Origin of the sequence: Rossellomorea vietnamensis, from assembly GCF_025398035.1 — a bacterium.
Classification (GTDB): domain Bacteria; phylum Bacillota; class Bacilli; order Bacillales; family Bacillaceae_B; genus Rossellomorea; species Rossellomorea vietnamensis_B.
The window spans coordinates 2,816,140-2,830,000 of record NZ_CP104558.1 but is presented as its reverse complement, the minus strand read 5'-3'; the positions used below and the strand labels follow the sequence as shown (position 1 = coordinate 2,830,000).

General features: G+C 44.5%; 10 protein-coding genes, 1 tRNA gene, 2 rRNA genes and 1 other annotated feature (1 of these 14 cut by a window edge). Of the genes, 9 read left to right on the top strand and 4 right to left on the bottom strand.

Going from position 1 to position 13,861, the window contains the following annotated elements; translation table 11 throughout:
* The 3 genes from N5C46_RS14655 to N5C46_RS14645 all read left to right on the top strand — a co-directional run.
* Window positions 1-2,680, top strand: a 23S ribosomal RNA gene (locus N5C46_RS14655); it begins 256 nt to the left of the window's first position.
* Between the two features lie 103 nt (window positions 2,681-2,783).
* Window positions 2,784-2,900 (top strand): 5S ribosomal RNA (gene rrf, locus N5C46_RS14650).
* 740 nt (window positions 2,901-3,640) lie between these two features.
* Window positions 3,641-4,126 (top strand): glutathione peroxidase, encoded by a 486-nt coding sequence (locus tag N5C46_RS14645; RefSeq protein WP_261749161.1) that lies wholly within the window; start codon window positions 3,641-3,643, stop codon window positions 4,124-4,126.
* Window positions 4,127-4,159: 33 nt separating this feature from the next.
* On the opposite strand, the gene N5C46_RS14640 is transcribed toward N5C46_RS14645, so the two are convergent.
* Window positions 4,160-5,095 carry a YaaC family protein gene (locus N5C46_RS14640; protein WP_261749160.1) on the bottom strand — a complete coding sequence of 312 codons (936 nt, stop codon included), beginning with the start codon at window positions 5,093-5,095 and terminating at the stop codon, window positions 4,160-4,162.
* 112 nt (window positions 5,096-5,207) lie between these two features.
* Between N5C46_RS14640 and guaB the strand changes: the two genes are divergently transcribed.
* The 6 genes from guaB (at window position 5,208) to N5C46_RS14610 (ending at window position 11,777) form a co-directional block, all read left to right on the top strand.
* Window positions 5,208-6,671, top strand: a complete 1,464-nt coding sequence (gene guaB / locus N5C46_RS14635; RefSeq protein WP_034766096.1) for an IMP dehydrogenase — start codon at window positions 5,208-5,210, stop codon at window positions 6,669-6,671.
* Window positions 6,672-6,902: 231 nt separating this feature from the next.
* Window positions 6,903-8,222: a serine hydrolase gene (locus N5C46_RS14630; protein WP_420720462.1), complete on the top strand. Its 1,320-nt coding sequence runs from the start codon at window positions 6,903-6,905 to the stop codon at window positions 8,220-8,222.
* A 276-nt stretch (window positions 8,223-8,498) separates the two neighbouring features.
* Complete coding sequence (gene pdxS / locus N5C46_RS14625; RefSeq protein ID WP_060675063.1) at window positions 8,499-9,380, top strand: pyridoxal 5'-phosphate synthase lyase subunit PdxS; 882 nt, start codon at window positions 8,499-8,501, stop codon at window positions 9,378-9,380.
* Between the two features lie 11 nt (window positions 9,381-9,391).
* On the top strand, window positions 9,392-9,982 hold the full coding sequence (gene pdxT / locus N5C46_RS14620) for a pyridoxal 5'-phosphate synthase glutaminase subunit PdxT (RefSeq protein WP_261749158.1): 591 nt from the start codon (window positions 9,392-9,394) through the stop codon (window positions 9,980-9,982).
* A 53-nt stretch (window positions 9,983-10,035) separates the two neighbouring features.
* Window positions 10,036-10,245, top strand: a binding site (T-box leader).
* A gap of 48 nt (window positions 10,246-10,293) precedes the next feature.
* Window positions 10,294-11,568, top strand: a complete 1,275-nt coding sequence (gene serS, locus N5C46_RS14615; protein ID WP_261749157.1) for a serine--tRNA ligase — start codon at window positions 10,294-10,296, stop codon at window positions 11,566-11,568.
* Between the two features lie 116 nt (window positions 11,569-11,684).
* Window positions 11,685-11,777: transfer RNA gene (locus N5C46_RS14610), tRNA-Ser, on the top strand.
* A gap of 106 nt (window positions 11,778-11,883) precedes the next feature.
* Here the strand turns inward: N5C46_RS14610 and N5C46_RS14605 are convergent.
* From N5C46_RS14605 to N5C46_RS14595, 3 genes are all read right to left on the bottom strand, one after another.
* Window positions 11,884-12,243 carry a hydrolase gene (locus N5C46_RS14605; RefSeq protein ID WP_261749156.1) on the bottom strand — a complete coding sequence of 120 codons (360 nt, stop codon included), beginning with the start codon at window positions 12,241-12,243 and terminating at the stop codon, window positions 11,884-11,886.
* A 156-nt stretch (window positions 12,244-12,399) separates the two neighbouring features.
* The gene (locus N5C46_RS14600) at window positions 12,400-13,068 is read right to left on the bottom strand and encodes a deoxynucleoside kinase (protein WP_261749155.1); all 669 of its coding nucleotides are present in this window, start codon (window positions 13,066-13,068) and stop codon (window positions 12,400-12,402) included.
* Window positions 13,052-13,708 (bottom strand): deoxynucleoside kinase, encoded by a 657-nt coding sequence (locus tag N5C46_RS14595; protein ID WP_261749154.1) that lies wholly within the window; start codon window positions 13,706-13,708, stop codon window positions 13,052-13,054. The genes N5C46_RS14600 and N5C46_RS14595 overlap by 17 nt, the downstream gene beginning before the upstream one ends.
* Window positions 13,709-13,861 lie beyond the last annotated feature (153 nt).

Sequence of the window (13,861 nt, the reverse complement as noted above, 5' to 3'; positions counted from 1 at the left end):
AAACGGGATATAGCCCAAACCAAGAGGCTTGCCTCTTGGGGTTGTAGGACACTCTATACGGAGTTACAAAGGAATGAAGTAGACGAAGAAGTCTGGAAAGGCTCGTCAAAGAAGGTAACAACCCTGTAGTTGAAACTTCATTCCCTCTTGAGTGGATCCTGAGTACGGCGGGACACGTGAAATCCCGTCGGAAGCTGGGAGGACCATCTCCCAAGGCTAAATACTCCCTAGTGACCGATAGTGAACCAGTACCGTGAGGGAAAGGTGAAAAGCACCCCGGAAGGGGAGTGAAATAGAACCTGAAACCGTGTGCCTACAAGTAGTCAGAGCCCGTTAACGGGTGATGGCGTGCCTTTTGTAGAATGAACCGGCGAGTTACGATCCCATGCAAGGTTAAGTTGATAAGACGGAGCCGCAGCGAAAGCGAGTCTGAATAGGGCGATTTGAGTATGTGGTCGTAGACCCGAAACCAGGTGATCTACCCATGTCCAGGATGAAGTTCAGGTAACACTGAATGGAGGTCCGAACCCACGCACGTTGAAAAGTGCGGGGATGAGGTGTGGGTAGCGGAGAAATTCCAATCGAACTTGGAGATAGCTGGTTCTCTCCGAAATAGCTTTAGGGCTAGCCTCATGTGTAAGAGTCTTGGAGGTAGAGCACTGTTTGGACTAGGGGCCCTCATCGGGTTACCGAATTCAGACAAACTCCGAATGCCAAAGACTTATCCATGGGAGTCAGACTGCGAGTGATAAGATCCGTAGTCGAAAGGGAAACAGCCCAGACCACCAGCTAAGGTCCCAAAGTATACGTTAAGTGGAAAAGGATGTGGAGTTGCTTAGACAACCAGGATGTTGGCTTAGAAGCAGCCACCATTTAAAGAGTGCGTAATAGCTCACTGGTCGAGTGACTCTGCGCCGAAAATGTACCGGGGCTAAACGTATCACCGAAGCTGTGGATTGACACCTCTAGGTGTCAGTGGTAGGAGAGCGTTCTAAGGACTGCGAAGCTAGACCGTAAGGACTGGTGGAGTGCTTAGAAGTGAGAATGCCGGTATGAGTAGCGAAAGATGGGTGAGAATCCCATCCACCGAATGCCTAAGGTTTCCTGAGGAAGGCTCGTCCGCTCAGGGTTAGTCGGGACCTAAGTCGAGGCCGATAGGCGTAGACGATGGACAACAGGTTGATATTCCTGTACCACCTCTTTTCCGTTTGAGCAATGGGGGGACGCAGGAGGATAGGGTAAGCGCACTGCTGGATATGTGCGTCTAAGCAGTTAGGCTGATGATGAGGCAAATCCCGTCATCGCGAAGGCTGAGCTGTGACAGCGAGCGAATTATAGTAGCGAAGTTCCTGATTCCACACTGCCGAGAAAAGCCTCTAGCGAGGAAAAAGGTGCCCGTACCGCAAACCGACACAGGTAGGCGAGGAGAGAATCCTAAGGTGAGCGAGAGAACTCTCGTTAAGGAACTCGGCAAAATGACCCCGTAACTTCGGGAGAAGGGGTGCTCTGGTAGGGTGCAAGCCCGAGAGAGCCGCAGTGAATAGGCCCAGGCGACTGTTTAGCAAAAACACAGGTCTCTGCGAAGCCGTAAGGCGAAGTATAGGGGCTGACGCCTGCCCGGTGCTGGAAGGTTAAGAGGAGTGCTTAGCGCAAGCGAAGGTGCGAATCGAAGCCCCAGTAAACGGCGGCCGTAACTATAACGGTCCTAAGGTAGCGAAATTCCTTGTCGGGTAAGTTCCGACCCGCACGAAAGGCGTAACGATCTGGGCACTGTCTCAACGAGAGACTCGGTGAAATTATAGTACCTGTGAAGATGCAGGTTACCCGCGACAGGACGGAAAGACCCCGTGGAGCTTTACTGTAGCCTGATATTGAATTTTGGTACAGCTTGTACAGGATAGGTAGGAGCCTTGGAAACCGGAGCGCCAGCTTCGGTGGAGGCATCGGTGGGATACTACCCTGGCTGTATTGAAATTCTAACCCGCGCCCCTTATCGGGGTGGGAGACAGTGTCAGGTGGGCAGTTTGACTGGGGCGGTCGCCTCCTAAAGAGTAACGGAGGCGCCCAAAGGTTCCCTCAGAATGGTTGGAAATCATTCGCAGAGTGTAAAGGCACAAGGGAGCTTGACTGCGAGACCTACAAGTCGAGCAGGGACGAAAGTCGGGCTTAGTGATCCGGTGGTTCCGCATGGAAGGGCCATCGCTCAACGGATAAAAGCTACCCCGGGGATAACAGGCTTATCTCCCCCAAGAGTCCACATCGACGGGGAGGTTTGGCACCTCGATGTCGGCTCATCGCATCCTGGGGCTGTAGTCGGTCCCAAGGGTTGGGCTGTTCGCCCATTAAAGCGGTACGCGAGCTGGGTTCAGAACGTCGTGAGACAGTTCGGTCCCTATCCGTCGTGGGCGCAGGAAATTTGAGAGGAGCTGTCCTTAGTACGAGAGGACCGGGATGGACGCACCGCTGGTGTACCAGTTGTCTTGCCAAAGGCATCGCTGGGTAGCTATGTGCGGAAGGGATAAGTGCTGAAAGCATCTAAGCATGAAGCCCCCCTCGAGATGAGATTTCCCATCACGTATGTGAGTAAGATCCCTAGAAGATGACTAGGTAGATAGGTCAGAGATGGAAGCATGGCGACATGTGGAGTTGACTGATACTAATCGATCGAGGACTTAACCACAAAGAGTCATTATTTTAATGAACAACAATTGGTCGATATTCGGCTTTCTTGACATCAATTCTTTATCTAGTTTTGAAGGAATAATCCTTCAATTGAATATTCGTCTGGTGATAATGGCGAAGAGGTCACACCCGTTCCCATGCCGAACACGGAAGTTAAGCTCTTCAGCGCCGATGGTAGTTGGGGGATCTCCCCCTGTGAGAGTAGGACGTCGCCAGGCAAATGTGAAGAAAGAGTAGCTCTTAGGGGTTACTCTTTTTTTGTATTAGTTTGAAGTTCGAAGAACATTGTGAGAGAGACGCTGTTTTAGGGACAGAGTGTCTGCCTGTTGACGAAGAAGGGAATGGGATGATGCATGAGTGAACTGGTAAGGACTCCATAAAGAAAATTCGACAAGCTGGCACGATTATTTGAAATGCCGCATGATAAATCACAACGTCGCATGAAAAACTCATACCCCGCACGATTATTATCGCTCCGGCATGAATCCCCTCAAAACCCGCATGATTCCTTCTTAATTATTGGAATAAAAAGGAAAAATACGCATAAAAGAAAAAAATGACGCAATCCCTTTCAAAAATGACGCAATTAACTTACCTTCCCTTTCTCGTCGTAACGAGATCCCTGAAGAAAGGCTAGTAATCTCCCAATTTTAAGCTTTTAATTAATCGAGGACACATTTTTAGGTTCTTTTTGCTCTAAATCATAGTGTTTTTCAAGATACTAAGGAATAATAAAACTTCCTCACTACTGACCACCCAATTTATATAGAAATATGAGATCGGATATCAGTCATCTGACAACCCGCCAATCACCCCCCCATTCAACCCACTTACCCAACCCACACAACCACCTATTCAATCCACATATCTCATCCATCAACACCACCCACTCAAAATTGCTATCCCCCAACCTCCTAACGTATTATTTAAGTAAGAGTATACACAAGGAGAGAAAAAAATGACGACAATTTATGATTTCACTGTTAAGAGAGCGAATGGATCTGTGACGTCGCTGGACGAGTACCGGGGGAAGGTCATGCTGATTGTGAACACAGCAAGTAAGTGTGGCTTTACGCCCCAATTTGAGGAGCTACAGGGCCTGTATGAAGAGTATAAAGAAGAAGGGCTTGTCGTACTGGGTTTTCCGTGTGATCAATTCATGAACCAGGAGTTCGATAATCAGGATGATATCATGGAGTTCTGTCAGGTGAATTACGGAGTATCATTTCCGATGTTTGCGAAGGTGGACGTAAAGGGGAAGGAAGCTCACCCATTGTTCACATTCTTAACCCGGGAGAAAAAAGGTGTCCTTCTTTCCAATATTAAGTGGAACTTCACTAAGTTTCTGGTTGGAAAAAATGGTGAAGTATTCGACCGGTATTCGCCACAAACCAATCCTCGTAAAATTGAGGATGATATTAAGAAGTTGCTCCATGCTGAATAGGGAAAGAGGAAAGGCTCGACCTTTCTCTTTCTCCTATGTTTTATCCTTAAGGATCTTGAGTAATAGATAGGGCGACTTTTCTGTCGTAACGTTAAGAAAAGTCGTAATGATTGGATAATCTTCATTCGTCCGGTTTTTTAATAATTCCACCCACCATTCGGTTTCGTACCGGGCAATCATGCTTAAGTTATACAGAATGGCATAGTGGATGAGCACTTCAGGTATGCCTGATGCCTCGTTTCGAATTCCTGGCAGTGCCAACCGGTTTTTGTTTAAATGCCATCTGACAGGTAGTAGTTCTTCAGCGCTGGTTGCGTGCAGCGTGTCCTCTGTAATAGAGAGTGAATTCCCCGTCATTTTTTCGTTCAAGTATTGTTTAAATAAAGACCCGGACATATGAAAGTGGGAGAGTAAAGACTCGTCGATCGTCAGTTTGTTCTGATTGGTGAACCAGAACATGGTTTTCTTTTTGAGCAGAATGAGAAATGCTTCTTCGAGTTCAGGTATTTGGACGAGAAGATCTTCCATTTTGTATTTTTCTCCGATGATATGTTTCACGTGGAACACGAGGTCTGAGAAATGTGAGAAGAGCCCGTTTTTCTGAACCTTTACCTCATCCTGTAGAAACCTGTATTGCTGCTTCTTTCTTTTTCTTGAGGTAATCCCATGAGCAAGAACGGTAGTCGTTTCAGGGTATTCCGGATCTTCTGTCAGGACAATCGCTTTAATGAAATGAATGTATCCATAAAAAAGCAATATGGGCTTTAGTGAAAATGGAGACTTCATGGCTTGTTTATAATAAAGTTCTCCTTGTTCCAGATAATACATGAATGGATAACAGTTGTCATAACTCTTTACTTCAGCTTGAATGGAACCCAGTTTTTCGTAACATTTTTTTAGAAACTTCTGGGAGTATTCGGCTGATTGAAAATAGTGAATGAAGTCCCAGTGCTGACGTATTTCGTTCAAGAGATCACCTTCTAATTATTCTGAAAAGTTAAATTAATCCTATTCTTCTTGACAGTATTTTAACCAATTGATAACCTACTAATAATATTTTGGGACTAGGGAGGCCGAAAACATGTGGGATTCTAAATTTGCTAAAGAAGGTTTAACGTTTGACGATGTGTTATTATTACCAGCTAAATCAGAGGTGCTACCAAAGGATGTCAACATCTCTGTTGAATTAACGGAATCAATTAAGCTGAATGTTCCGATCATCAGTGCAGGGATGGATACCGTAACCGAAGCTGAAATGGCGATTGCAATGGCTCGAACAGGTGGACTCGGTATCATCCACAAGAATATGAGTATTGAACAGCAAGCTGAACAGGTCGATAAAGTAAAACGTTCCGAAAGTGGAGTTATCTCTGATCCATTCTTTTTAACTCCGGATCATCAAGTCTTTTCTGCAGAGCACTTGATGGGCAAATATAGAATTTCCGGTGTTCCGATTGTGAACAACGAGCAAGAACAGAAGCTTGTCGGGATTTTAACGAATCGCGACCTTCGTTTCATCCAGGATTACTCGATCCAGATTTCGGATGTCATGACGAAGGAGAATCTTGTAACGGCTCCAGTCGGCACTACCCTAGAAGAAGCGGAAAAAATTCTTCAGCAATATAAAATTGAAAAGCTGCCTTTGATCGATCAAGAAGGAACACTTAAAGGATTGATCACGATCAAGGATATTGAGAAAGTCATCGAGTTCCCGAATTCGGCTAAAGACGCTCAAGGGCGTTTATTAGTAGGAGCAGCCGTTGGCATTTCCAAGGACACATTAACCCGTGTAGAGCATTTGGTTAAAGCCCATGTGGATGTCATCGTGATCGATACGGCTCATGGTCATTCCGCTGGAGTCCTTTCTATTGTTCGTGAAATACGTGAAGCTTATCCAACGTTAAATATCGTTGCAGGTAATGTAGCCACGGCTGAAGCGACTAGAGAATTGATTGAAGCAGGTGCAGATGTGGTCAAAGTGGGAATCGGACCTGGTTCGATCTGTACAACCCGCGTGGTTGCAGGTGTGGGTGTTCCACAAATTACCGCTGTGTATGATTGTGCAACGGAAGCAAGAAAGCATGGGAAGAGCATCATCGCCGATGGAGGCATCAAATACTCCGGTGATATCGTAAAAGCCCTGGCAGCCGGAGGACATGCCGTCATGCTAGGAAGCTTATTGGCAGGTACATCTGAAAGCCCTGGTGAAACGGAAATCTTCCAAGGTCGCCGCTTTAAAGTATACAGAGGGATGGGTTCTGTCAGCTCCATGGAAAAAGGATCAAAGGACCGCTATTTCCAAGAAGAAGCGAAAAAGTTTGTTCCAGAAGGCATCGAAGGGCGCATTCCTTATAAAGGACCTCTTGCCGATACATTGTATCAGCTGGTCGGAGGATTGCGTTCGGGTATGGGGTATTGTGGAACAAAAGACTTATTCGACTTAAGAGAAAAGGCGCAATTCATTAAAATGACGGGTGCCGGCCTTCGTGAAAGTCATCCCCATGATGTTCAGATTACGAAAGAAGCACCAAATTACTCTTTATAAGAAAATAATGAAAAAAGCTGATCAGAATTTCCTGGTCAGCTTTTTTTAATGTGAAAGAAAGGTTATTCTCCGCCTTTTTTTAGAGGCCGCAAGTCCCTTGACCTATGCCAAAACTAGTCATATTCTCTGTCTATTCTTACCTTTGGAACTATGTTAAAATAACGAAGGTGTACATAAAATCTTGGAGGGCTAACAGTGAAAAGAAGTTGGATTCAAAAATCTTTTGTTTGTATGATGGTTTTTATGATGGCAATGAGTATGGTGCAGAAACCTGCCAATGCTCAAGGTGACTTGGACGTAAACGCAAAAGCTGCGATTTTAGTAGAAGCAAGTACAGGTAAGATTCTGTATGAGAAGAATTCCGATACTGCTCAAGGAATTGCAAGTATGACGAAGATGATGACTGAGTACGTGTTACTTGAAGCGGTTAAAGAAGGTAAAGTGAAATGGGATCAGACATACACAGTTCCGACAAAAATTTCGAATATGTCCCATAATGATAATCTGAGTAATGTTCCATTAAGAGAAGAGGGTACATACAAAATCAAAGATTTGTATGAGGCAATGGCAATTGAATCTGCAAATGCTGCAGCGATGGCCATCGCTGAAACTGTAGCCGGTTCTCAAGAAAAGTTTGTTCAAATGATGAATGATAAAGCCAAAGAACTGGGCTTGGAAAACTATAAATTTGTCAATGTGACTGGATTAAATAATAAAGATTTAGCTCCCTATGTTGATCAAGTGGTAGGCGGAGCGGATGAAGAAAATGTAATGTCTGCGAAAGATACCGCAACACTTGCTTATCGATTGATGAAAGATTTCCCTGAAATCCTTGATACATCAAAAATCGCGAAGAAAACATTCGCAGAAGGCACTGAAGATGCTTTCCCTATGAAAAACTGGAACTGGATGCTGCCTGGATTGATTCGTGAATACGAGGGCATGGACGGTTTGAAAACCGGTACGACTGATTTTGCGGGTGGATGTTTTACAGGAACAGCTGAAAGAGATGGAATGCGTTATATTACAGTGGTGATGAACGTGGATATCAGCTCTGGTGAAAATTCTTATGACGCACGTTTTAATGAAACAAGAAAAATGTTAGATTACGCCTTTACTAATTTCACAATGGAAGAAGTCCTTCCTGCCGACTACAAAGTAAAAGGACATAAAACACTTCCAGTTCAAAAAGGAAAAGAAAAAGAAGTTCAAATCAAAACCGATTCTCCATTAAGCATGGTGGTTAAGAACGGTGAAGAAGATCAATACAAGCCTAAGTTTGTATTGGATAAGAAAAAGTTGAATGAAGATGGCGAACTGACGGCTCCTATTAAAGAAGGAGAGAAGGTCGGGTATGTCATGCTGGAAGCTAAAGGTAAAAAAGATTTAGGTTATCTTACGGATAAAGGGACAAACGCTTCAAAAGCATCTGTTGTAACAGTGGATGGTGTCGAGAAAGCGAACTGGTTCGTCCTTTCCATGAGAGCCGTCGGTGGTTTCTTCGGAGATATCTGGGATTCCATTACTTCTACGGTTAAAGGCTGGTTCTAATTTATAATAAACACCAAGGCTCAAGTTGATGAGTCCTGGTGTTTTTTTATACTTGAAATATTGGAGGGGTCTCTATATGGAAGGTATATCTTATTTCCATGAAATGCTTGTCGCCCCAGAACGAGCCCCTTCCGCTTTTCGTCTTGACATAAGCCCATTTTTATTGTTTATTTAGCAGTAGGGTTACATAATCATTCCGATTGTTTTAGTCACGTTTTCTTCCTTTTTTGGGAAGTTGTGGGGCAGGCAAGGGATAAATATAAGGGGGATATAGATATGAAGACTGGTACAGATCGTGTAAAAAGAGGAATGGCTGAAATGCAAAAAGGCGGCGTCATCATGGACGTTGTCAATGCAGAGCAGGCAAAAGTTGCCGAAGCTGCAGGTGCAGTGGCGGTAATGGCTTTAGAACGTGTTCCAGCAGACATCCGTGCTGCAGGTGGAGTGGCAAGAATGGCAGATCCTCGTATTATTGAAGAAGTGATGGGTGCCGTGTCGATTCCGGTAATGGCGAAGGCTCGTATCGGCCATATCGTTGAGGCTAGGGTCCTTGAATCAATGGGTGTTGATTATCTTGATGAAAGTGAAGTATTGACGCCGGCTGATGAAGAGTACCATTTAAATAAAAGAGATTTCACGGTTCCTTTCGTATGCGGATGCCGTGATTTAGGTGAAGCTGCCCGCCGTATCGGTGAAGGGGCATCTATGCTTCGTACAAAGGGTGAGCCTGGAACAGGTAACATCGTTGAAGCGGTTCGTCATATGCGTAAAGTGAATGCTCAAGTACGTAAGCTAGTGAGCATGAATGAAGATGAGATCATGACAGAAGCGAAGTTACTGGGAGCTCCATACGAATTATTGTTAGAAATTAAAGAAAACGGTCGTTTACCTGTTGTAAACTTTGCTGCAGGCGGAATTGCTACACCAGCTGATGCGGCTCTTATGATGGAATTAGGGGCTGACGGAGTATTCGTAGGCTCAGGTATCTTCAAGTCAGAGAACCCTGAGAAATTCGCAAGAGCGATTGTAGAAGCGACTACTCACTACCAGGATTACAAGTTGATTGCAGAGCTTTCAAAAGAGCTTGGTGTAGCGATGAAGGGTGTAGAAATTGCTTCTATCCTTCCTGAAAACCGTATGCAAGACCGTGGATGGTAAGGTGTGATTTTATGTTGAACATCGGTGTATTAGGACTTCAAGGTGCCGTCAGGGAGCATGTACGTTCCATTGAAGCCTCAGGTGCCAACGCGATTGTCATTAAGCGTGTAGAGCAACTGGAAGAGATTCAGGGGCTCATCATGCCAGGCGGGGAAAGTACGACGATGAGAAGGCTGATTGACCGCTATGGCTTCATGGAGCCGTTAAGGCAATTCGCAGAAGCAGGAAAGCCGATCTTTGGAACATGTGCCGGTTTGATTCTGTTAGCTAAGCATGTTGTCGGTTACGAAGAACCTCATCTTGGAGTGATGGATGTGACGGTGGAGCGTAATTCATTCGGCCGTCAGAAGGAAAGCTTCGAAGCGGACCTTTCCATTGCCCATGTAGGAGAAGGATTCAATGCCGTCTTTATCCGTGCGCCTCATATCGTGGAAGCGGGAGAAGATGTTGAAATCCTGGCGAAGCATAACGAGCGTATCGTGCTTGCCCGCCACGGACAGTTCCTCGGCTGTTCTTTCCATCCCGAATTGACGGATGATCATCGTTTGACCGCTTTCTTCGTTGAAATGGTGAAGGAAAGCATGGAGAAAACAATCGCATAATTCTATTGCAAAATGGAAAACATTGTAGTAGATTATGAAATAACCAATAAAAATTTAAATCGTTGATAGGAAATAGTAGTAAAGAAAGCTTGCTAAAGAGAGTCGGTGGCCGGTGAGAATCGATGCAGGAGCTTTACGAATCCATCCTTGAGTGAAGTACTGAATGAAGTAGGTATTTTCGGTGATTCCGTTACCATCTCTTAAGAGGAAGATGCGAGAGCGTCTTCAATTAGGGTGGCAACGCGGAAACCTCCGTCCCTTTTACCAGGGATGGGGGTTTTTTATTTTTTTATAAAAAGGAGAGAAACTGCATGTTAGACATTAAGTATTTACGTAACAATCTGGAAGATGTAAAAGCCCGACTTCAGCACCGCGGTGAGAACCTGGAGGACTTCGGTAAGTTTGAAGAGCTTGATAAGAGAAGAAGAGAGCTCCTTGTGGAAAGTGAAGATTTAAAGAGCAAGCGTAATGAAGTATCTCAACAAATTGCCGAGCTGAAAAAAGAGAAAAAAGATGCTCAGAATATGATTTTGGAGATGCGTGAAGTAGGGGCCATGGTGAAAAAATTGGATGATGAATTAAGAGGCATCGAAGAAGAGCTTGAGCGCATCCTTCTTTCTATTCCAAATATCCCTCATGACACGGTACCTGTCGGGGAAACAGAAGATGATAATATCGAAGCGCGTAAATGGGGAGAGGTCCGGGAATTTGATTTCGAAGCACAGCCTCACTGGGATGTAGCAACAAATCTTGGGATCCTTGATTTCGAACGGGCCGGGAAAGTGACGGGAAGCCGTTTCGTTTTCTATAAAGGCCTTGGGGCAAGACTTGAAAGAGCCCTTATCAACTTCATGATGGACCTTCATATGGATGAGCATGGCTATACGGAAATGATTCCTCCATTCCTAGTGAATCGTGCGAGCATGACAGGGACAGGTCAACTTCCGAAGTTTGAAGAGGATGCTTTCAGAATCGAGAGCGAGGACTACTTCCTAGTTCCGACGGCAGAAGTGCCTGTGACGAATTATCATCGCGATGAAATCCTGAAGGCTGACGAGCTGCCTGTAAGCTATGTGGCATATAGTGCTAACTTCCGCTCTGAAGCTGGATCTGCAGGACGTGATACAAGAGGCTTAATCCGTCAGCATCAGTTCAACAAAGTAGAGCTTGTCCGCTTTGTGAAGCCGGAAGATTCTTATGCTGCACTAGAGGAATTAACGGGTCATGCCGAAAAAGTCCTTCAATTACTTGGCCTTCCATACCGCGTATTATCTATGTGTACCGCGGACCTTGGCTTCACTGCAGCCAAGAAGTACGACATTGAAGTCTGGATTCCGAGTTACGGTACGTACCGTGAGATTTCTTCTTGCAGTAACTTTGAGAGCTTCCAGGCGAGACGTGCGAACATCCGCTTCAGAAGAGAGCCGAACGCGAAGCCTGAACATGTGCATACGTTAAATGGTTCTGGATTAGCGATCGGACGCACAGTAGCCGCCATCCTGGAAAACTACCAGCAGGAGGATGGCAGTGTCATCGTACCAGAAGCCCTTCGTCCATATATGGGTGGAGTGGAAGTCATTAAATAATACGTTTTTGTCAGCAAAAAGAAGTCTCGCATTGATCCGTGAGACTTCTTTTAAAATTTTTATGAAATATCCTTGACTCCATATATCCAACATGTTATTATAATTCTTGTCGATACGGAGGAATACCCAAGTCCGGCTGAAGGGATCGGTCTTGAAAACCGACAGGGGTGTAACAGCCCGCGGGGGTTCGAATCCCCCTTCCTCCTCCATTGATTTTTTTATAACCATCGCGCATAAACTTTGGAGATAGAATTCGTTACATTTCATGTAACGAATTTTTTTATTTTATCCCCATGTCGAAGGACCTGGTACCTCTTACTTAAGGTTCTCTATATCTTCTCTTACATGGTGATCGGACGTGTTTTCGAGTACACCGATCGCTGTGATATGACTGCGTGCTTCTTCATCCCCGAGCAGATAGATCTTCGCATAAATATCCCTCATGGATTGATCATAATGATTATCTTCTGGTGAATTATGATACTGGCGGAAAGGAACCTGGGCGCGCCTCATGGTCGACATGTCATCATCATAGTTATCGTTAAAGAGCATTTTAAGCTCGTTCACCTCTGTAGGGGTTGCGAATATCCGAAAGCTTGGACTGGCGTTTTGATTCGGATCCTGCAGAATATCCCCGCTGCTGATATCAACAAAATAAGTTTGTTTCGATTCCATCATCTCTACATCTCCTTCATCGATTGTTTGTTACTACCTATACCTCTATTCGAATGGAAATAAACGGATGGGTGCTTCCTAGTTTCGTTGTTCGGCATTTTGTGGAGAGTATAAAAAAAGACTACATCTGCCGTTTACGACAGAGTAGTCTTTTTTTTAGCTTTTTAACATTCTCGTCTGTTCTATGAAGTAACCGATTCTTTCAACGATTGGTTCGATGGAGTTTTGGTCGTTGACGAGATCGTATTCGCTGATGTCGAGTCTTAAGACGGGACAGGCGTTAAAGGAATTGATCCAGTTTTCGTAGCGTTCGTGCATTTCCTCCCAGTAGGCAACAGGCGTTTGCTGTTCCATCGGGCGACCCCGCTCACGGATACGGTCCACAATATGATCAATGGATCCTTCAAGGTAAATCAACAGATCAGGGTGAGGGAAGTATGGCGTCATGACCATGGCATCGAATAGGCTTGTATAGGTTTCATAGTCGATTTCACTCATATTCCCTTTTTCATAATGCATGCGTGCGAATATGCCTGTATCCTCGTAGATCGAGCGGTCTTGAATGAAACCGCCGCCGTATTCAAAGATTTTCTTCTGTTCTTTAAAGCGTTCAGCCAGGAAGTAGACTTGAAGGTGGAAGCTCCAGCTTTTAAAGTCCTGATAAAATTTATCAAGATATGGATTGGTATCCACTTTTTCAAATGACGTCCGGAAGCCCAAAGCGTTGGCTAATCCGTTTGTCATCGTGGATTTCCCGACACCGACCGTTCCGGCAATGGTAATCACCGCATTGTTCGGGATCCCGTATTTAGTGCGAAGGTTCATGATAGTGAACTCCTTTTTTTAGTGTAGTTTCTAATTGAGTAAGAATATGATCCAGATCCTCTTTGTTTTGAACAAAGTCTACGTGGTCGCCATTAAAGCGAAGAACAGGGATATCCGGGTGTGTTTCCTCGAATGTATTCATATATTCCTCATAATCAAGGGATAGCTGCTTTAAATACAGAGGGCTGATTTTCTTTTCAAAATCCCTTCCTCTTTTTTCGATTCGCTTAAGTAGCGTATCCAAGCTTGCGTTCAAGTAAATGACCACATTGGGTCTCGGCATGTCTGAAGTCAGAATGTCATAGATGTTGAGGTATTTCTTGAATTGTTGTTCATCCTTCAATGTGCGTTTTGCGAAGATGATGTTTTTAAGAATATGATAATCTGCAACGACAGATTTGTTCTGAGATAAGTAGTGTTTCTCGATATCTTCTAATTGTTTATATCGATTGCATAAGAAAAACATCTCTGTTTGAAAGCTCCACTCTTCAATGTCATCATAAAACTTATCTAAGAATGGGTTTTCATCTACGATTTCTTTAAGCAGGTGAAATTGAAAATGATCGGAAATCGCTTTTGCAAGAGAGGTTTTTCCTATTCCAATCGGGCCTTCAACGGTAATGAAAGGAATGCGCCCCATTAATTGTCCTCCTCATATTACTCTCGAATATAGTGTGAAAAATTACGACAGGAATTATTGTAACACAATATATGGATGGTTTGTTCAGGATATTTCCTGTATAGAGAAAACATATCACCTTCATTATATCGGCTTCCTGTAAGGGAATTTTAT